The sequence below is a fragment of the Kitasatospora sp. NPDC058218 genome (genome assembly GCF_042882445.1).
Taxonomy (GTDB): domain Bacteria; phylum Actinomycetota; class Actinomycetes; order Streptomycetales; family Streptomycetaceae; genus Kitasatospora.
In genome coordinates, this window is record NZ_JBHVWC010000075.1 from 27482 (window position 1) to 45803 (window position 18322).

Annotated in this window: 15 protein-coding genes; 6 read left to right on the forward strand and 9 right to left on the reverse strand. The window is 74.8% G+C overall.

The genetic code is table 11. From position 1 onward, the window contains the following. Window positions 1–23: 23 nt before the first annotated feature. Window positions 24–1043, reverse strand: a complete 1020-nt coding sequence (locus tag ACFVYI_RS35910) for an MDR family NADP-dependent oxidoreductase (protein WP_387893405.1) — start codon at window positions 1041–1043, stop codon at window positions 24–26. Window positions 1044–1264: 221 nt separating this feature from the next. Between ACFVYI_RS35910 and ACFVYI_RS35915 the strand changes: the two genes are divergently transcribed. After that, the gene (locus ACFVYI_RS35915) at window positions 1265–2008 is read left to right on the forward strand and encodes a PIG-L deacetylase family protein (protein WP_387893407.1); all 744 of its coding nucleotides are present in this window, start codon (window positions 1265–1267) and stop codon (window positions 2006–2008) included. A 28-nt stretch (window positions 2009–2036) separates the two neighbouring features. Here ACFVYI_RS35915 and ACFVYI_RS35920 read toward each other — a convergent pair whose 3' ends face one another. The 3 genes from ACFVYI_RS35920 to ACFVYI_RS35930 all read right to left on the reverse strand — a co-directional run bounded on the left by ACFVYI_RS35920 (window position 2037) and on the right by ACFVYI_RS35930 (window position 3812). Continuing rightward, window positions 2037–2693, reverse strand: a complete 657-nt coding sequence (locus ACFVYI_RS35920; protein ID WP_387893408.1) for a DedA family protein — start codon at window positions 2691–2693, stop codon at window positions 2037–2039. A 49-nt stretch (window positions 2694–2742) separates the two neighbouring features. Then, complete coding sequence (locus ACFVYI_RS35925; RefSeq protein ID WP_360625484.1) at window positions 2743–2937, reverse strand: DUF1918 domain-containing protein; 195 nt, start codon at window positions 2935–2937, stop codon at window positions 2743–2745. A 182-nt stretch (window positions 2938–3119) separates the two neighbouring features. Next, complete coding sequence (locus tag ACFVYI_RS35930; protein ID WP_387893410.1) at window positions 3120–3812, reverse strand: TetR family transcriptional regulator; 693 nt, start codon at window positions 3810–3812, stop codon at window positions 3120–3122. A 320-nt stretch (window positions 3813–4132) separates the two neighbouring features. Between ACFVYI_RS35930 and ACFVYI_RS35935 the strand changes: the two genes are divergently transcribed. From ACFVYI_RS35935 to ACFVYI_RS35950, 4 genes are all read left to right on the forward strand, one after another. Continuing rightward, window positions 4133–6103, forward strand: coding sequence for an amino acid transporter (locus tag ACFVYI_RS35935; protein WP_387893412.1), 1971 nt, complete (start codon window positions 4133–4135; stop codon window positions 6101–6103). A gap of 457 nt (window positions 6104–6560) precedes the next feature. After that, window positions 6561–7409: an SDR family NAD(P)-dependent oxidoreductase gene (locus tag ACFVYI_RS35940; RefSeq protein WP_387893414.1), complete on the forward strand. Its 849-nt coding sequence runs from the start codon at window positions 6561–6563 to the stop codon at window positions 7407–7409. 31 nt (window positions 7410–7440) lie between these two features. Then, window positions 7441–7512 (forward strand): 50S ribosomal protein bL37, encoded by a 72-nt coding sequence (locus ACFVYI_RS35945; protein WP_387893435.1) that lies wholly within the window; start codon window positions 7441–7443, stop codon window positions 7510–7512. A gap of 649 nt (window positions 7513–8161) precedes the next feature. Continuing rightward, the gene (locus ACFVYI_RS35950; RefSeq protein ID WP_387893415.1) at window positions 8162–8440 is read left to right on the forward strand and encodes a hypothetical protein; all 279 of its coding nucleotides are present in this window, start codon (window positions 8162–8164) and stop codon (window positions 8438–8440) included. Window positions 8441–8512: 72 nt separating this feature from the next. Here ACFVYI_RS35950 and ACFVYI_RS35955 read toward each other — a convergent pair whose 3' ends face one another. From ACFVYI_RS35955 to ACFVYI_RS35970, 4 genes are all read right to left on the reverse strand, one after another. Further along, window positions 8513–9400, reverse strand: a complete 888-nt coding sequence (locus tag ACFVYI_RS35955; protein ID WP_387893416.1) for a universal stress protein — start codon at window positions 9398–9400, stop codon at window positions 8513–8515. Between the two features lie 29 nt (window positions 9401–9429). Further along, window positions 9430–10281 carry a universal stress protein gene (locus ACFVYI_RS35960; RefSeq protein ID WP_387893418.1) on the reverse strand — a complete coding sequence of 284 codons (852 nt, stop codon included), beginning with the start codon at window positions 10279–10281 and terminating at the stop codon, window positions 9430–9432. Window positions 10282–10544: 263 nt separating this feature from the next. Beyond that, on the reverse strand, window positions 10545–11450 hold the full coding sequence (locus tag ACFVYI_RS35965; RefSeq protein WP_387893419.1) for a CAP domain-containing protein: 906 nt from the start codon (window positions 11448–11450) through the stop codon (window positions 10545–10547). 88 nt (window positions 11451–11538) lie between these two features. Continuing rightward, window positions 11539–12645: a basic secretory protein-like protein gene (locus ACFVYI_RS35970; protein ID WP_387893421.1), complete on the reverse strand. Its 1107-nt coding sequence runs from the start codon at window positions 12643–12645 to the stop codon at window positions 11539–11541. Window positions 12646–12913: 268 nt separating this feature from the next. Between ACFVYI_RS35970 and ACFVYI_RS35975 the strand changes: the two genes are divergently transcribed. Beyond that, complete coding sequence (locus ACFVYI_RS35975; RefSeq protein ID WP_387893423.1) at window positions 12914–14917, forward strand: serine/threonine protein kinase; 2004 nt, start codon at window positions 12914–12916, stop codon at window positions 14915–14917. A 41-nt stretch (window positions 14918–14958) separates the two neighbouring features. Here ACFVYI_RS35975 and ACFVYI_RS35980 read toward each other — a convergent pair whose 3' ends face one another. Further along, complete coding sequence (locus ACFVYI_RS35980) at window positions 14959–18033, reverse strand: BTAD domain-containing putative transcriptional regulator (protein ID WP_387893425.1); 3075 nt, start codon at window positions 18031–18033, stop codon at window positions 14959–14961. Window positions 18034–18322: the final 289 nt, after the last annotated feature.

The following is an 18322-nucleotide window of genomic DNA, read 5'->3' on the forward strand; positions in this document are numbered from 1 at the left end:
CACTCCCCAGGTGCCGACGTTCCTCAGACCTCGACGATCGTGGCCCCGAAGGTACGGCCTCCGATCAGCTGGGGCAAGGCCTGCGGGGCCCGGTCGAGACCCGCCACCGCCGTCCACGGGAAGGTGATCCGCCCGGCGCGCAGCCAGTCGCCGAACTGCCGCCGCCACTGCGCCTCCAGATCGGGGTGGTCCTGGCCGCGGAACCCGCGCACGGTGACGCCCTGGCTGAGCAGCCGGAAGGTGTCGACCACCGCCGGGGAGCTGCCGCCGAGGCGGTCCGGTGCCAGCTGTCCGGCCAGCGCCCCGACCAGGGCGAACCGCGCGCCCGGCCGGGCCGCGTCGACGGCGGCGGTGAGCTGGTCACCTCCGACGGTGTCCAGCAGCACGTCGATGCCGTCCGGCGCGGCCTCGGCCAGCTGCTCGCGGATCGGCCCGGCGCCGCGGACCAGCACCGCGTCGTAGCCGAGTTCCGCCGTCAGCCGGGCCGCCTTGGCCGGCGAGCCGGTGGTGCCGATCACCCGCGCGGCTCCCAGCAGCCGGGCGACCTGCCCGGCCACCGTGCCGACCGCGCCCGCCGCGCCGGTCACCAGCACGACGTCGCCCGCGCGCACCCCGGCCGACCGGGTCAGCCCGCCGTACCCGGCGGAGCCGGGGGAGAGGAGGGCGACCGGGTCCGGCAGCGAGCCGTCCACCGGGGTGAAGTCCGCGCTGTCGCCCACCGCGTGGTCCCGCCAGCCGTGCAGGTGGGTGACCAGGTCGCCGGGTCGCAGCGGGCCGTCCGCCGGGGCGGCGAGCACCTCGCCGAGCGCCGGGCCGAACAGCGCCTGGCCCGGCCGGATCGGCGGCAGCGGGAGGCCGGCCAGCTCGCCGCCGATCAGCGTGCGCAGGCCGGGGAAGACCAGGAAGGCGCGGTTGCGCACCAGGACCTGCCCGGGGCCGGGCGCGGGCAGCGGGGTCTCGACGAGGGCGAAGTGCTCCGGGGCGGGCAGCCCGGCCGGGGCGGCGGTCAGTCGGACCTCGCGGGCGGTCGTGGGCAGGGGCATCGCGGTTCTCCGGTGGAGCCGGGGCAGCGGGCCGTCCCGCTGCGGGTGCCGGGACGGTAACCCCTGACCCGCGCGTCAGGGGCAAGCAGCCGTGGTGGGGGCGGTGTCTGACGGTCGATCGGCCCGATGATCTTCTAGAGTCGCCAGCGGTACGACCGTACGACCAACGTGCGGTCGGCCGTACGACTGTGCAGAGCGCGACCCCGAGAGGCGGCACCACCATGAGCGACCAGCAGGCACCCGAGCCGTTCGAGCCCGTGGACGAGGACTGGCAGACCGCGCTGGCGGTCGTCGCCCACCCCGACGACATGGAGTACGGCGGGGCCGCCGCCGTCGCCCGCTGGACGGCCCGGGGCAAGAAGGTGGTCTATGTGATGGTCACCAGCGGTGAGGCCGGCATCGACACGATGAGCCCCGAGGAGTGCGGCCCGCTGCGCGAGGCCGAGCAGATCGCCTCCGCCGCCGTGGTCGGCGTCGACACCGTCGAGTTCCTGGGCCACCCGGACGGCGTGCTGGAGTACGGGCTCGCGTTGCGCCGCGACATCGCCCGGGCCGTCCGCCGCCACCGCCCGGACATCGTCATCACCAGCAACTTCCGTGAGACGTACGGCGGGACGTTCCTCAACCAGGCCGACCACATCGCGGTCGGCCGGGCCACCCTCGACGCCGTCCGGGACGCCGCCAACCGCTGGGTGTTCCGCGAGCTGGTGGCCGAGGGGTACGAGCCGTGGGGCGGGGTGCGGGCGGTCTGGGCGGTCGCCTCGCCCGAGGCGCGGCACGCGGTGGACACCACCGAGCACTTCGACAAGGGCGTCGAGTCGCTGGCCGAGCACAAGGCGTACCTGGCCGGACTGGGTGGTGCGATGGCCGACCCCCGGGAGTTCCTGGAGGGCTTCGGCCGGGGCTTCGGCAGCCGGCTCGGCACGCGGTTCGCCGTCCCGTTCGAGGTGTTCCCGCTCGGCTGAGGGGGTGGCGCGGCGGGCCCGGCGGTGGTCAGGAGCCGTCGCCGGCCCGGTCGGCGTGCTCGTGGCGCCGCCGCCGGTGGCGCAGCAACTGCCGGACGGCGAGCGCCGCGCAGAGCACGCCGAGGGCGATCAGCAGCCACAGCTGGTACCGGATGGCCGTCCGGTACACCGCGCCGACGTTGGCCCCGGCCAGATAGCCGAAGGTGGACCAGACACCCACCCAGAGCGCCGCGCCGAGCACGTTGAACGGCTGGAACCGCCGCCAGGGCATCTCGGTGGTGCCGGCGATGATGCCGTTGGTCTGGCGCAGTCCGTCCACGAAGCGCGCGACGGTGACGACCTTGCCGCCGTGCCGGGCGAAGAACTCGTCGGCGCGACGCATCCGGGCCGGGGTGAGCAGCACGTAGCGGCCCCACCGGTGGACGAAGGCGCGACCGCCGGTGCTGCCGATCAGGTAGCCGAGGCTGTTGCCGAGGACCGCGGCCCCGAAGGCGATCGCGACCACGCCGGCGAAGCTGAGGTGCCCGGTGCCGGCGTAGACGGCGGCCAGCACCAGGATGGTCTGGCCGGGAGCGGGGATGCCGCAGTTGTCGAGCAGGACGAACAGAGCCACGGCCGGGTAGCCGTACTGGTCGAGCAGGGGTGCCAGCCCGGCGAGCGGGCCGGGCAGGGCGGGCTCGGACACGTGACTCACCACCCCGTGCCGGTCGGGCCCGGGGTGGCGGCCGGATGGGTCAGCGGAGCGCCTCGCGGCGTTCGATGTTGCAGTCGGGGCCGGGGTAGATCAGGCCCGTGTGGCCGTCCTCGAAGCGGACCATGTACGGCGGCTCGCCCTCCGCGCCGCGCACCTCGATGATCTCGCCCTTCTGGTCGACCATGCCCACCGACCTGCTGTGGATGTGGAGCTGGTCACCTACCGCTGCGTGCATGGTCTGCTCCTCGGGTAGTGATGGCCGCGCCGGCGGCCGTTCTGCTTCCACTGTGCTGCGGCCGGGGCGGGCCCGCAACGGCGTGGCCGCGCGGTCTCGCCGGGGCGGGCCGCCGTGCCCAGGGCGTTGCCGCGGGGCCTGCCGCCCTCCGTCGGGCCGTCCGTGGGCCGTCCGTCGGCCGGTCAGCGGGTCGGTCGGCGGGGGCCGAGCTGCTCGGCGAGGTAGCAGCGGACCAGTCGTTTGCACTCGGCGATCAGCGCCGGGTCGCCGTCGGGGGCGCTGCGGAAGGCGAGCTTGAGCACCGCGTCCGCCGCCTCCAGGGACACCCGCAGGGCGAGCGTGAGCGCCGCCGGGTCCGCCGTCGCGAAGAGTTCGCCGCCGAGGGCCTGCAGGCGCAGCGCGACGGCGGTGTTGTTGTCGAGGTCGGTGTCGAGCAGGTGCCGGTCGTCCCGCACCCCGGCGGGCACGGCCGCGCCGGCCAGCCCGAAGTCCACCTGGCCGAAACCGGGCACCGCCCGCTTCATCGCGACGAACTCGTCCACCGCGAGGTCGGTGAACCCGGCGGTGCCGGCCGGTGCCTCCGTGAGCAGCCGGTGGTCGAGGCGCTCCAGGTAGTGGTCGAGGTTGCGGCCGGCGAGCGCGGCCAGCAGGTCCTCCTTGCCGGCGAAGAACTGGTACAGCGTGCCGATCGGCACCTGGGCGCGGTGCGCGACCTCCTTGGTGGTGAGCGCGGTGGCGCCGACCTCGTCGAGCAGCCCCGCGCAGGCGTCCAGGAGCCGCTGGTAGCGCTCCTGGCTGCGCTGCTGCACCGGCCGCCGCCGGCCCGGCCCGCTGTTCTGCCCGGCCACCCGGTGACTCCTCGTGTCCGCGCTCATGGGGCCACTGTGCCGCATCCGGTGTTCCACGGGCGAATCATTGACATGAGTCGTGCTCATATTCTGCTTTCCGGTGCCGCACCGCGCCGGAGCCGTACCCGGGGCGGAGCGGTGCTTGGGGCGGAGCGGTGCCGGCGTCCGGCGGCTCGGAGCCCGGGGGAGTCGGACCACTCGGCGTGCCTGCGGCCGGAGGAGAGTGTTCCGCCATTGCGGCGACATCGCTTCGGCGTTGCGCGGTCTGATCGTCCGAGGCGCATACCCTGTCGCTTTGCCGTCGCCCTGACGGCTGGGCGGTGCGAATCTGTGGACAGGGGTGCGGCGTGGTTTCGTCGGGTTCAGCCGATCCGGGAGCCGTGCCGTCGGGACGGCGGCGCTTGCGTGCGTGGTTGCTGGAGGGCCTGGCCGACAAGGCCAAGCAGTACCCCGGGCCGCACGTGCAGGCGCCCGTCGAGGACAAGGGCGCCCGCTGGTGGCGGGTGATGTGCCTGACCGGTCTGGACTACTTCTCGACGCTCGGCTACCAGCCGGGCATCGCCGCGCTGGCGGCCGGCCTGCTGTCCCCGGTGGCGACGATCGTGCTGGTGCTGGTCACGCTGTTCGGCGCGCTGCCGGTGTACCGGCGGGTGGCGCAGGAGTCCCCGCACGGCGAGGGTTCGATCGCGATGCTGGAGCGGCTGCTGTCGTTCTGGAAGGGCAAGCTGTTCGTCCTGGCGTTGCTGGGCTTCGCCGCCACCGACTTCATGATCACCATCACGCTGTCGGCGGCTGATGCCACCGCGCACCTGGTGGAGAATCCACACCTGAGCGGCGCTCTCGGCGGCCGGCAGGTGCTGATCACGCTGGTCCTGGTCGCGCTGCTGGGCGGGGTCTTCCTGAAGGGGTTCAGCGAGGCGATCGGCCTGGCCGTGGTGCTCGTCGCGATCTACCTCACGCTGAACGTGGTCGTCGTCGCCACCGGGCTCTGGGAGGTCCTGCAGTCCCCGCACCTGGTCACCGACTGGTCGGACGCGCTGACCGCCGAGCACGGCAACGTGGTCGCGATGGTCGGCGTCGCGCTGATCACGTTCCCCAAGCTCGCGCTCGGCCTGTCCGGCTTCGAGACCGGCGTCGCGGTGATGCCGCACATCGAGGGCGACCCGGAGGACACCGAGGAGCGGCCGACCGGCCGGATCCGGGGAGCGAGGAAGCTGCTGACCACGGCGGCGCTGATCATGAGCGTCTTCCTGATCACCACCAGTTTCATCACCACCCTGCTGATCCCCAAGGCGGCGTTCGAGCCCGGCGGGGCGGCCAACGGCCGGGCCCTCGCCTATCTGGCGCACGAGTACCTGGGCAACACCTTCGGCAGCGTCTACGACCTCTCCACGATCCTCATCCTCTGGTTCGCCGGCGCCTCGGCGATGGCGGGCATGCTCAACCTGCTGCCCCGCTACCTGCCGCGCTACGGCATGGCGCCGCAGTGGGCGCGGGCGGTGCGGCCGATGGTCATCGTGCTCACCCTGATCGCCTTCCTGGTGACCTGGATCTTCGACGCGAGCGTGGACGCCCAGGGCGGCGCGTACGCCACCGGCGTGCTGGTGCTGATCACCTCGGCCGCGATCGCCGTCACCATCGCCGCGCACAAGGCCCGGCAGCGCAACTGGACCATCGGTTTCGCGATGATCGCGGCGGTCTTCGTCTACACCACGGCGATCAACATCGACGAGCGGCCGGACGGCGTGAAGATCGGTGCCTGCTTCATCGCCGCCATCATCCTGGTGTCGCTGCTCTCCCGGCTCAAGCGGGCCTTCGAACTGCGGGTCACGGACGTCGTGTTCGACGAGGCCGCCGAGCGGTTCGTCCGCGACTACACGCACCGGCCGCTGCGGCTGATCGCCAACGAGCCGAACAGCCGGGACCTGGCGGAGTACCAGGAGAAGAAGCGGCAGATCCGGGCGGACAACGACATCCCGCCGGAGGACGACCTGGTCTTCGTCGAGGTCACGGTGCTCGACGCGTCGGAGTTCGAGACCGTGCTGACGGTCCACGGCGAGGTGCTGCACGACCGCTACCGGGTGCTCACGCTGGAGAGCTCCAGCGTGCCGAACGCCCTGGCGGCGCTGCTGATCCAGGTCCGGGACCGGACGGGACAGCAGCCGCACATCTACTTCGAGTGGACGGAGGGCAACCCGTTCGCGCAGTTCCTGCGGTTCTTCCTGTTCGGCCACGGCGAGGTCGCGCCGGTCACCCGCGAGGTGCTGCGCGAGGCCGAGCCGGACCGCAGCCGCCGCCCCCGCGTCCACGTCGGGTGAGCGCGTCGGCCCGGGGCACCTCGGACGCGGGGCGCGTCGTGGTCCGCGGCCGGGCCGCCGGGCTCCGGCCGGGTGCGTCCGACCGTGGCGCCAAAGGCCCGTCAGGGAGCCGTCAGGGGCTCGTCAGGGTCGGCGGGCCGGGCTTGCCCGGCGTTGTGGGGCGGCGTTGGATGAGGGACATGAACCGCTCGACACGCCATCACGACCGCCCGCCGCATACGCGGCCGCGGGGCGTCGCCGTCGCTGTCGCGGTCACCGCCGCCGCCCGGTAGGTCCGAGCCCCTCCGCTCCGCCGCCGGTCCGTGCCGCGTCCTGCGGTCCGCCTGCCCCGCCTCTTCGTGGGGGGCAGGCGGACGCGCCTTTCACCGTTCCACCCTTCTCCGCACCACCGGCCCCTGGGGTGTGCTCCGGCATGCCGTTCGGCACCCTGGTGGTGCCCGCCACCCTTGGATGGGTCATGTCCGACGCTGTTCTGTCCGCCTTCTCCCAGCCTTCGGCCGGGGGCGCCCGCATCGCCCTGGTCACCGGCGCCTCCTCCGGTATCGGCTGGGAGAGCGCCCGCCTGCTGGCCGGGCTCGGGGCCACCGTCCTGGTGCACGCCCGCACCGCCGCCGAGGCCGGGGAGGCCGTCGACCGGCTGGTCGCCGCCGGCGCCCGGCGTGGCCAACTCGTCGAACTGGCTGCCGACTTCACCCACCTCTCGGAGGTCGCGGTGCTGGCCGGCGCGGTGGTGAAGCACTACCCGGCGCTGGACCTCCTGGTCAACAACGCCGCCGTGATGGCGCCCGAGCGGTGCACCCTGACCGACGACGGCAACGAGGTCTCGCTCCAGGTCAACTTCCTTGCCGCGCACCTGCTCGCCAAGCTGCTGCGCGCCCCGCTCTCGGCCGCCGGGGACGCCCGGATCGTCAACGTCTCCTCGTCCCTGCACCGCACGGCCTCGATGAACTGGTCCGACCCGCACCGGGCGAAGCGCTACTCCCGGGTCGCGGCCTACGCGCAGTCCCAGCTCGCGCTCACCATGGCCACCGCCGACATGGCGCCGGTCGGCTCCGGCATCACCGCCGTGAGCCTCAACCCGGGCCTGTGCGACACCGCACTGCTCCCGCTGTACGGCCGGGTCGGCGGGCCGGCGGCCGAGGGTGCGGCCGCCGTGGTGCGCCTGTGCCTGCCGCAGGTGCCGCTGCTCAACGGCGAGTACTACGACGGCGGCGAACTCGCCCCGACGGCCGCGGTCGCCCAGGAGGAGCGCTCGCAGAGGCGCCTCGCCAAGCTGGCCGACCAGCTCGTCGGCCAGGCTGCCTGAACCACCCCTTCGCTGCTCCGGAAAGAACGACATGTCCAAGCGTGCCCGCAAGAAGAAGGCCCGGCGGAAGAAGAAGGCCAACCACGGCCGCAAGCCGAGCTGATGACCGGTGGCCGGCGACCCTTGCCGGTGACCCGATGACCCACCCGGTGCCGCGTGCCACCGGCGCCGGGTCAACCCCGACGGCCCCCGAGGCCCTCGTCCGACTGTGGCGGACGGGCGGCCCCGGGGGCCTCGGCCTGCCTCCGGGCCGAGGTGCGGGGGCCGGTCACCGGATTGCCGCAAGCCTGAACGCCGGCGCCAACGGTGCGTCAAGATCCCCGGGTGGGGTGTCAGAGAGGCGTCAGGACCGGCCGGACGCGGCGCCGCCGGGGCATAGCGTCAGCGGCGAGGAAACGGTTCGCCACCAGGGTCGACGACCGGACGGCGTACCGTGCCGAAATCCCAGCCCCGGCGGTTCGTTCGGGGCCGTTTCGGCGGCCAGTGAAAAACAGGGTAGGGGGCGCGTGGCGATGCCAGCGGGCAGGTCGGGCGGATCGGTCCTCGTGGGGACGGGCCCGCCGGGGGTGGCGGGCTTCGAGCCGGTCGCTCCGACTCCCGCGCCGCGCGCTTCCCGTCACTGGAGTTGTCACCCCTGGCCGACGGCGTCAGGGCGGTGGCAGGAGATGGCTGGGCAGAGGGTGACGAATCGTCAAGGACTCTGCCGGTCAACCGACTTGATCGAATCATCGACGATGGAGGAGTGATCAGTGGTGGGTGGCCCGCCGAAGAACGACGAGGGCGCCGGCTCGCCGGAGAGTCTCGCGCCACTGAGGTCGGTGCTGACCGGACTCGCCGAGGAGAGCGCCGCGATCCGTGCGCTCGGCACGCGCTCGGGCGGCTCCGCGGTGACCGCCCTCGACGGGTTCGCCACCGGTGACGCGCTCCGGACGGCGCTCGCCCGCTGGCAGCGGCGGACCGACACGCTGGAGCAGGCGCTCGGCGAGGCGTCGACCGCCCTCGGTGACGGTCGGCCGGACCCTGCCGCCTGACCCGCCTGACCCGTCCGACCCGCCTGACCCGTCTGACCCGTCTGACCCGCCTGACCCGTCGAGCCTCCCGGCTCAGTGCCCGCCGTCAGGGGGAGCGGGCACGGTGACCACCGGGCAGTGGGCGCGGTGCAGCAGCCCGTGCGGGACGGACCCGAGCCGCATGCCGGTGAACCCGCCGCGCCCGCGGCGCCCCACCACGACGCCGATCGCGTGCTCGGAGGCCCTGGCGAGTTCCTCGACGGGGTGGCCGCGGAGCACGGCGGGGGTGAGCGTGATGTCGGGGTACGCCGTCCGGCGGCCGGCCGTGGCCTCGTCGAGCAGTCGACGCAGCTCCTGGACGGCCGTCTCCTCGTCGACCTGGGCGGTCAGGCGAGACCGCCGGACCCGGACGGCGCGCAGCGCGGCCCGGTGCCGGGTGGCGAGGTCGAAGGCGAACTCCACCGCCGCCGCGGACGACGGGCTGCCGTCCACGCCGACCACGACGTACGGCTCCTCCGGCTCCTCCCGGGTGGCGTGTTCCGGTTCGCGGACGACGACCACCGGGCAGTGGGCCTGGGCGCTCACCGGGACGGTCACCGAGGAGGCGCTCAGCACCTCCTCCAGCCGGTTCAGCCGGCGCGAGCCGAGGACGACGAGCGCGGCGTGCACGGACTCCCGGCAGAGCGCCGGGGCGGCGATGTCCTCCGCGACGGCCGTGGTCACCGACAGGTCCGGGTGCCGCCGGCGGGCGAGGGCGGCGGCCTCGTCCAGCGCGCGGTGGCCGCGCTCGCGCAGCTCCTCGCGGTACTGCTCCGCCCCGAGGGCGTGCCGGTCCTGGGACGTCGGCGGCAGGGCGTGGACCAGCCGCAGCGGGCGACCGCTGCGGTCCGCCTCGTCGGCGGCCCAGGCCACCGGCGTGGCCTCCGGGGCGAGGGCGTCCACGCCGAGGACGATCGGGCGGTTGCTGCTGGCGGACGTCATGGTTCCTCCACCGGATCCGGCGCCGGGGCTCAGCCCGGCACGACGACGACCGGGCAGCCCGCGTGCCGGACGACCGCCTGGCTGGTCGAGCCGAGCCTGCCGAGCGGGCCGCGCGGCTCGCCGTGCCGGCCGACGACGACCAGCCGCTGCGTCTGTGACCCGGCGACCAGCTCCCGGGCCGGGTTGGAACGTACGGTGGTCGCCGTGACGGTGACCTCCGGGAACCGTTCACGTCGGCCGGCCAGCACCTCGGCCAGCAGCCGCTCGTGCTCGTCGGCGATGTCCGCCTCCTCGTAGACCAGCGGGAGGTCGTGCGCGGGGCCGGCGACCAGTGGATAGGCCCAGGCGTGGACGGCGAGCAGCGGGAGGTTGCGCCGTCGCGCGGAGTCGAAGGCGTAGTCGAGGACCTCGTCGTCGTGCCCCCTGCCCTGGACGCCCACCAGCACGCCGCCGTCCGAACCGGCCTCGGCGGGGTGCACCACGATGACCGGGCAGGCGGCGTGGGCGGCGGCCTGGAGGCTGGTCGAGCCGAGCAGCAGACGGGGGAAGCCCCCCGAGCCCCGCGCGCCGAGGACCAGGAGCAGCGCGCTCCCGGCCGCCGCGGCCAGGGCCTGCCGCGGGTGGTCGTCCACCAGCTCGGTGGCGACGTCGAGCCCGGGGTGCCGGAGCCGGACCTGCTCGCGCGCCGCGTCCAGCAGACCGGCGCCGGCCTCCTGGCTGAGTCGGGTCTGCTGACCCGCGGGAGCGTGGGCGGCCTCGCCGAACCAGGCGTGGACCAGGCGGAGCGGGGCCTCCCGCAACCAGGCCTCGTCCGACGCCCAGTCCACGGCCTCCACGCTCGACTGCGAGGCGGCGACACCCACCACGACGGGATTTCTCATGGCCGGCTCCTCCTGACTGCGGGGCGGCATCGCGGGGCGACCCGGTGCTCCCACCGGGCGCCGCGTCCGGACCGGCGTCCGGCCTCGCGCCCGGCTCTGGGTCCAGGCTATGCCCGTCACCCGTCCGACAGCAGGGCGAGCGGCCGGTCGCCCGGCTGGTGGGCGGCCACGCGGACGGCCACGGGCACGGACGGCCGGGCCGACAGGGGTGTGCCCCTGTCGGCCCGGCCGTTCCGGTGCGTTCCGCCGCTGTCCCGCCGCCGTCAGCGGGTGGCGAAGTCGGCGTTCCAGGAGGCCGTGCCCGTCCGGGCCAGACCGACCTCGGTGTAGTTGTCGAGCATGATGCCCAGGTGGAGGGGCGACCTGATCCAGCCGTCGACGGCGGCGTCGACGTCGGTGGGTCCGTAGAAGGCGATCTCGCCGAACGCCCGCCAGGTGTAGCCGAGGCCCCGCGCGATGTTCCCCGAGTCGCAGAAGTGGCCCGAGGCGTGACGCTGGTCCATCTGGTCGGCGTTGCACTTGGCGGCCTGGGCGAGCGTCTGGTTGAGCCGCACCGCCGGCCTGCCGTTCTGGGCGCGCACGGCGTTGAGCCGATCGAGGAAGCGCTGCTCGACGGAGGTGCCCGTGCCGGTACCCGGCCCGCTCAGGTCGAACCGCTGGGACATGCTGCCGTCACAGTTCTCGACGGTGACCTCCCGGTCGAGGCCGTGGTACGTCAGGCAGCGGTTGTCGCGGGCGTTGTGGAGGTAGGTGCCGCCCTCGGCGGCGGACTCCAGGGTCCACTGCTGGTTGTCGCCCGCCCACCAGTGGATGAACTGGGTGGACCGGCCGTCGTTGGTGTCCATCTCCAGCACGCGCTCGGTGCCGTTGACGTTGCGGACGAAGTCCACCCGGCCGCCCGGCTTGTTGGAGATCCAGAACGAGGTGGAGGCGTCCCGGTAGTTGCGGGCGATGATCCGGGAGCCCTCCGCGTCGGCGCTGGCCAGCGCGTGGTGGTTCTGGTGGTCCTGGATCGTGACCATCTGCTCGACCACGTCCGCCGTCGCGGCGTTCGCCGGCGCGGCGAGCAGGGTGAGGCCGCTGACGGATATCGCGGAGACGGCGAGCGCCAGGCCCGCCGACCGGGTGCGGAGCCGGCGGCGGAGCGTGCGGCTGGAGGGGTGGGACACGGGGTTTCTCCTGTTGTCGATGGGCGTCGGCGCGGCTGCGCCTGCGGCCCGGCGCCGTGCGGGTGCCGGGCCGTCGGTGGGGTGCGGCCTACTTGGGCATCTCGTTCCACAGCTGCTGGGCGCTCTTGCCGGTGAGCTGGACCCAGATCTGCTCGCTGTAGTTCGTGGTGTTCAGCAGGTGCGCCAGGTCGGGCTTGTTGTAGGTCTTCGAGACGTGGTCGATGAACCGGGCGGTCGCCTGGTAGCCGCTGTTGTAGTTGACGTCCGAACCGAAGTGCTGGGCGCCGGTGCCCGGCTGGAAGTTGTAGTTGCGCACCCAGTCCGCCAGGCCCTCGCTCAGCCAGCTCGGGCGGGTGGTCGGGTTGTCCCAGACCGCGACGTGCACGGCCTCGTGCACCAGGAAGCCGGTGTCGTTCCGGTTGCCCCGGGTGTAGTCGATGTTGACGTGGACCTCCTTCACGCCGTTGCGGACCGTGGCGTAGGCGGGGTAGTCCTTGAGGGTCGGATCGAAGATGATCTTGAAGTGGGCGGGGGCGCCGAAGGCCCCCTTGGTGAGCAGGTCGGAGATCGTCGGGTAGTAGCCCGCGACGGTCTGCTTCTGCTGCTCCAGCCACGGGCCGAGGTCCGGGGCCTGCGAGTAGTCCAGGTCGATGGTCGGGCGGCCGGTGGTCGGCGGGGTGGTGGCGCGGTCGAGGTTCCAGGACTGCGCCGGGTCCCCGGCGTTGCAGGCGGCGACCTTGGCGTTCAGGTCCGCGCCGCGGGCCAGGCAGAGGTTGTTGTCCGAGACGCTGTGCAGCAGCCAGGCCCGGCCGTTGCCCATCGAGGTGTTCTCCAGCCACCACTTCTGGTTGTCCGCGCCGACGTAGTTCCAGGCGCCGACGGTGTTCCTGCCCCGGTCGCGGTCGACCGCGTTGTTGGTGCCGGGCACCTTGACCGACCAGGCGCCGTTGCCCTCGTCCTTGACCGACCAGACCTGCTGGGCGGAGGACTCGTTCCAGTCGCGGACCACCACGTTGGAGCCGGCGTTCCGGCTGTCCCACTGGAGGGCGCCGCCCGCGTGGCTGGAGATCCGGTAGTCGGTGCCGCTGGACGGCAGCGGCTCGGCCGCGTTCGCGGTCCCGGCGCCGAAGGTCAGCCCGGACACGACGGTCGCGGCGGTCAGGGCGACGGCGGCGGCCGTACGACGGGTGATCATCTCGGAGTTCTCCTCTCGGGCGGCTCCCCTTGAACCGGCCTGCGGCCCATGTCACCGGGCGGCGGTGTACACGGTGTGGACGAGTCGTCAACAGGGGCGTTGACGGGTCGTCGGCCGTATGAACCCCCGGGGGAGAGGTGGGCCGGCGGGCCCGGTAGCGTTCGGCAAGTCAGCGTTTATTCGCAGGTGAGAGGGTCGTGGACGCGACCGAGGGCCCGGCCTGGGCCCATGGCGGCGGGCGCGATGACGAACGGGGTCGGGGAGGATCATGCGTGGGACCACGCTCGGGGACCGCTATCGGCTGGACGAGTGGCTCGGCGGTGGCTCGATGGGCGACGTCTGGCTCGCCGAGGACGAGGTGCTCGGCCGCCGCGTGGCCGTCAAGGTCCTGAAGCCCGCGCTGCTGGACGAACCCGGCTTCGCGGAGCGCTTCCACGAGGAGGCCCGGGTGATGGCCCGGCTGCGGCACCCGGGCATCGTCGGCGTGCACGACTTCGGCTCCGGCCGCACGGACGGCGGCCAGTCCTGGACCACGGCCTGGGGGAACACCGGTCGCCCGATCGCGTACCTGGTCATGGAGCTGATCGACGGCGAGCCACTGAGCAAGATCCTGGAACGGCGGGGTCTGCTCACCACCGAGGAGACGCTCGGGATGGCCCTCCAGGTGCTGGCGGCGCTCCAGACCGCGCACGGGGCCGGCGTCGTCCACCGGGACATCAAGCCGGCCAACCTGATGGTCCGCGAGGAGCGCGTGGTCATCGCCGACTTCGGCATCGCCCGCCCCGGCTGCGACACCCGGCTCACCGTGCCCGGGATGGTGCTCGGCACGGCCGCGTACCAGGCGCCGGAGCAGGCGTCCACCGGCACGGTCGGCGCCTCGGCCGACCTGTACGCGCTCGGCGTCGTCCTCTACGAGTGTCTGTCCGGGCAGCTGCCGTTCCACGGGCAGACCGCGCTGGAGGTGATCCTCAAGCACCTGACCGAGCCCGCGCCACCCCTGCCGGCGGACGTCCCGGCGCCGGTCCGGGCCCTGGTCGAACGGGCGATGGCGAAGGACCCGGCCGAGCGCTGGCCGGACGCCGCCACCATGGCGGCGGCCATCCGGGCCGTCCTCGACGGCGAACCGGTCGAGGGCCCGGCGGTGGGCACCGCGGGGCACGCGGTGGTCGTGTCCGCGGCGCGCCCGGTGGTCGGCACCGGGGCGACCACGGTCACGCACCGCCCCCCGGGCAGGTGGCGGGCGGCCCTCGGCGGCCGCCGCCGACGGACCCTGATCGCGGCGGGGGCGGTCCTGCTCTGCTGCGTGATCACCGCCGGTGCGGCCACCGCGCTGCGCCTCCACGGGGACGGCACCGCCGCCGACGGCGGATCGGCCGCCGGCGAGGCGCCGAAACCCGCGCCGGGCCTGGCCATCCCGCTCTCCGCCACCGCCGGCCAGGCTCCCGAGTCGGGCGCGCCGTCTTCGCCCGGCGCCGCCACGGCCTCCGGACCGCCCGCACCGACCACGCCGGGCGCCCCGGTGGTCCCGAGCCCGGGCGCCCCGGTGGTCGGAAGCGGACCCGGGGCCGGCAGCGGGGGAGGGGTGCCGGGCACCCCCGACGCCCAGGGCGGCGCATCGAACGCCCCCACGCGACCGTCGACCGGCGCGCCGCCCGCACCGCCCGGGGCGGCCTCGCCGTCGCCCGGCGACCCGGCCCCCGCCCCGGCCTACACGGCGGCTCCCCCGCCCCCGCCCGCCTACCGCACGACACCGCCGCCCTCGTTCTCGCCCACCCCGGCCTACACGGCGGCTCCCCCGCCGATCTACACCCCTCCGCCGAAGTACACCACCCCGCCCTTCAAGCCGCCGACGGAGCCCGTCGCCCCGCTGCCGCCGCGCGCCCGGCTGAGCAACGGCGGGTCGGTGCTGTACGACCAGGGGGCGCTCGACCAGGACGGGAACCCCGTCGTCATGGCCCGCGACGACGGCAGCCCCGCCGCCCTCTGGACACTGGGCCCGAACCAGGGCGGCGGGCGCCTCCTGTCCAACGGCGCCACCCAGGACACGAAGGTGCTGACCCTGGACGAGACGACCTCCCGCGCACAGCTGTGGCGCTCACCGTCCAACAGTCCGAACCAGATCTGGTCGTTCGTGCCGGTGGCCGGGGGCTACATGATCTACATCTCCAAGGACTCGTCGCGCTGCCTGTACGCCGCAGGCTCCTCCGGGCCCGCCGCCATCCGCCCCTGCGACGGCTCGCCCGAGCAGATCTGGACGGTCACCGCCGCCTGATCGCCGCCCCCCGGTCCCGTGACCGGGGGGCGGCCGTCGGCTCAGGTCGGGAGCCAGGAGGGCCAGCGCTGCCGGGCCGGGCCGGCGGGGTGGCCGCCGCCGAGCAGGGGCAGCAGGCGCTCGGCCTCGGGGGAGCCGATCGGGGCCAGGATGCCGTGGGCCTCCGCCCAGCAGGAGCGGGCCCGGGCCAGGTCGCCGGTCGGGCCAGGCCCACCGAAGCGGCGGTCCGCGAGGGCGTCGCCGAGCGCGGCCAGGGCCAGACCGCGGCCCCGGTGGTCGCCGTCCAGGGTCAACGCGTCGACCGCGCGGCCCGCCGCCTCGACCGCCTCCGCACCGCGCCGGGCCGCGCGCAGCGACTCGCCGAGCCGCAGCAGGATGCGGCCGGTGCGGCGGTGGTCGTGCGGGTCGGTCAGGGCGAGCGCGGCCCGCTGGTGGGCGACCGCCTGGTCGTGCTCGCCGCGGTCGTGGGCGATCGTCCCGAGCGAGTCCCGGGCGCGTGACTCCAGCTCGCGGTCGGCCAGTTGATGGCTGACCAGCAGCGACTGGTCGACCACCCGGTTCGCCGCGTCGAACCGGCCCTGCCGGGTGAACGCCCCCGCCAGGTTGAGAAGTTCGGCGGCCAGCGCGCGCCGGTCGCCGGCCCGCTCCCAGACCGAGGCCGCGGCCGAGAACCCGGTCACCGCCTCGTCGGGGCGGCCGATCTGGACGAAGCAGGCGGCCAGTGAGCCGTGCGCGAGCGCGAGCAGCGGCTGCGGCAGCCCGTGCGTGGTGCACAGGTCCCGGGCCCGGAGCAGCTCGGCGAGCGCCGAGGGCGCGGAGCCGACCTCGGTCAGCAGTCGGCCGAGCACCAGGCGGGCCCGGGCCTCCGCCGTCCGGTCGCCCCGTTCCAGGGCGGCGCGCAGCAGGGCGTTGGCGGCGTGGCCGAGCGGCCGGGTGGCATGGCCGGAGTCGGCCAGCAGGCAGCAGCCCAGCAGCAGTTCGGCGAGCCGGTCGAGGGCCCCGGCGGCTCCGGCGGGGCGGCCCGGGAGCTTGGCGCACTGGCTCACCAGCGCGCCGACGCCCAGGTACTCCCCGACGGCGAGCGCCGACCGTGCCGCCGACGTCCCGAGCGCGGCCGACACCCGCGCGTGGTAGTGGTCCGCCAGCCGGGTCAGGGCGCCCACCGTCTCGGCGGCATCCCACGCCTCGCCGGAGCCCGCCGCCGGGCCGCCGCCGTCGCGGCTGCTGTCGTCGCGGCTGGTGTCGTCGCGGCTGGTGTCTCGACCGTGGCCCTGGCCGCTGCCCTGGCCGTCGTCCTGGCCGACCCGCTGGGCGAAGGCCCGCAGCAGGTCGTGGTAGCGGTAGTGGTCGGGGCGCGCCGAGATCTCCAGCATCGAGCAGTCCACCAGGCACTCGGCGAGCTCCACGGCGGCCGGTTCGGGCAGGTCGAGCACGGCGGCGACCGCCGCCGGCGACAGGTCGGGCACCTCCGGGACGGCCAGCAGCCGGAAGGCGCGGGCCTGTTCGGAGTCCAGCTGGTCGTAGCCGAACCGGAAGGAGGACTCGACGGCGAGGTCCCCGCTGCGCAGCGCGTCCAGCCGGTACCGGTCGCCGGTGAGCTTCGCCAGCAGCCGGGCGATGGTCCAGCCCGGGCGGCAGGCCAGCCGGGCGGCCAGGATCCGTACCGCCAGAGGCAGTTGGCCGCAGAGCCGGACGAGTTCGCGGGCCGCCTCCTCCTCGGCCGCCACCCGCTCGGCGCCGACCACCCTGGTCAGCAGGGTGACCGCCTCCTCGGCCGGGAGGACCGGAAGTTCGGCGAAGCGGGCGTTGGGCAGCGCCCCGAGCCGGGTCCGGCTGGTGACCAGGACGGAGCAGCCCGCACTGCCCGGCAGCAGCGGCCGGATCTGCTCGGCGTCGCGCGCGTTGTCGAGCAGGACGAGCACGCGGCGGCCGGAGAGCAGTGAGCGGTAGCGGGCCGACCGTTCGGCGAGACCCGCCGGGATCGCCTCCCCGACGACGCCGAAGGAGCGCAGGAAGACCGCCAGCGCCTCCTCGGGTCGGGTCGGGCGGCCGTCCGCGCCGTGCAGATCGAGGTAGAGCTGGCCGTCCGGAAACTCGGCGGCGAGGCTGTGCGCGACGTGGACGGCGAGCGCGGTCTTGCCGACCCCGCCCATGCCGGCGACGGCCGCCACGGGCACGCTGCCGGGCTCGCGCAGGGCGGCGCGCAATACCTCGGCCTCCGCCTGTCGGCCGGTGAAGTCGGCTGCTGCGGCCGGGAGTTGGGCCGGAACGACGGTGGATGTCGGGTCCGGCCCGGCGGCCGGCGGGGCGGTCGGCTCCGGGGGCAGGAGAAGGACCGTCCGCCCCGGTGGCGCCGCCAGGCTCCCGTCCGCCGCGAGGATCCGGCCGTGCAGGTCGCGCAGGCCCGGCCCGGCGCCCACGCCCAGCTCGGTGCGGAGCCGGCGGTCCGCCGCCCGGTACACCGCGAGCGCCTCGGCCTGCCGGCCGGAGCGGAAGAGCGCGAGCATCAGCAGCTCCGAGAGCCGCTCGCGCAGCGGGTGTTCCTCGACGACCGCGCTCAGCTCGGCGACCGACTCGGTCGACCGGCCGCCGTCGACCTCCGCCTCCAGGCACAACTCCGTGACGGTGAGCCGCCGTTCGTCCCACTCCCGGCGTTGGCGCTGTGCGTAGGGACCGGGCAGCCCGGACATCGGCTCGCCGCGCCACAGCGCCAGCGCCGCGCGCAGTGCGGCGGCGGCCTCGGGGTGGTGCCCGTCCGCGCGCCGGGCCCGCGCCTCGGTCAGCAGCGACTCGCACCGCGCGGTGTCGAGGCCGCCGCCGACCGCGAGCAGGTACCCGCCGCCGACCGAGGTCAGCGCCTCCGCCCCGAGCACCCGCCGCAGCCGGTGCACGTACGTCCGGACGACCCCGGTGGCCCTGGCGGGCGGCTCGTCGCCCCACAGGTCGTCGATCAGTTGGGCCCCCGAGACGTGCCGGCCCGACCGGAACAGCAGGGCGAGCAGCAGGCTCTGCTGCTGCGGCGACCCGAGCGACAGCTCCACCTCGCCCTGCCACCCCCGCAGCGGCCCGAGCACCGCGAACCGCAGCCCGACCGCTGTCCCCTCCTCGCCTGCCAACCGACTTCCCCCTTCACCCGAATGACATGCCCCCATCGGCATGATACCGATCGGCATTCCCCCTGCTCAGACCACGTTCGGCAGGGGGTCGGCGGCGGGGGTGTCCGGATGGCGGGGCTCCGAACCCCGGAACTGCCGTACCCGCACGGGCGCCGGTCGCCGGCCCCGGGGTGCCGGCGGGGGCGGGCGTTCCAAGGCCGCGGGGGACGGTTGTGCGGGGGGTGGGAGTGGACGGGCCGGGGGCGGGGGGGCCGGCCGGGGCCCAGCCCCCCCCGGGGCGCACCCCCCC

What these genes read in the sequence shown, in the direction of transcription:
- ACFVYI_RS35910 (WP_387893405.1), bottom strand. Translation starts at nt 1,043, where the DNA reads ATGCCCCTGCCCACGACCGCCCGCGAGGTCCGACTGACCGCCGCCCCG.
- ACFVYI_RS35915 (WP_387893407.1), top strand. Translation starts at nt 1,265, where the DNA reads ATGAGCGACCAGCAGGCACCCGAGCCGTTCGAGCCCGTGGACGAGGAC.
- ACFVYI_RS35925 (WP_360625484.1), bottom strand. Translation starts at nt 2,937, where the DNA reads ATGCACGCAGCGGTAGGTGACCAGCTCCACATCCACAGCAGGTCGGTG.
- ACFVYI_RS35930 (WP_387893410.1), bottom strand. Translation starts at nt 3,812, where the DNA reads ATGAGCGCGGACACGAGGAGTCACCGGGTGGCCGGGCAGAACAGCGGG.
- ACFVYI_RS35940 (WP_387893414.1), top strand. Translation starts at nt 6,561, where the DNA reads ATGTCCGACGCTGTTCTGTCCGCCTTCTCCCAGCCTTCGGCCGGGGGC.
- ACFVYI_RS35955 (WP_387893416.1), bottom strand. Translation starts at nt 9,400, where the DNA reads ATGACGTCCGCCAGCAGCAACCGCCCGATCGTCCTCGGCGTGGACGCC.
- ACFVYI_RS35960 (WP_387893418.1), bottom strand. Translation starts at nt 10,281, where the DNA reads ATGAGAAATCCCGTCGTGGTGGGTGTCGCCGCCTCGCAGTCGAGCGTG.
- ACFVYI_RS35970 (WP_387893421.1), bottom strand. Translation starts at nt 12,645, where the DNA reads ATGATCACCCGTCGTACGGCCGCCGCCGTCGCCCTGACCGCCGCGACC.
- ACFVYI_RS35975 (WP_387893423.1), top strand. Translation starts at nt 12,914, where the DNA reads ATGCGTGGGACCACGCTCGGGGACCGCTATCGGCTGGACGAGTGGCTC.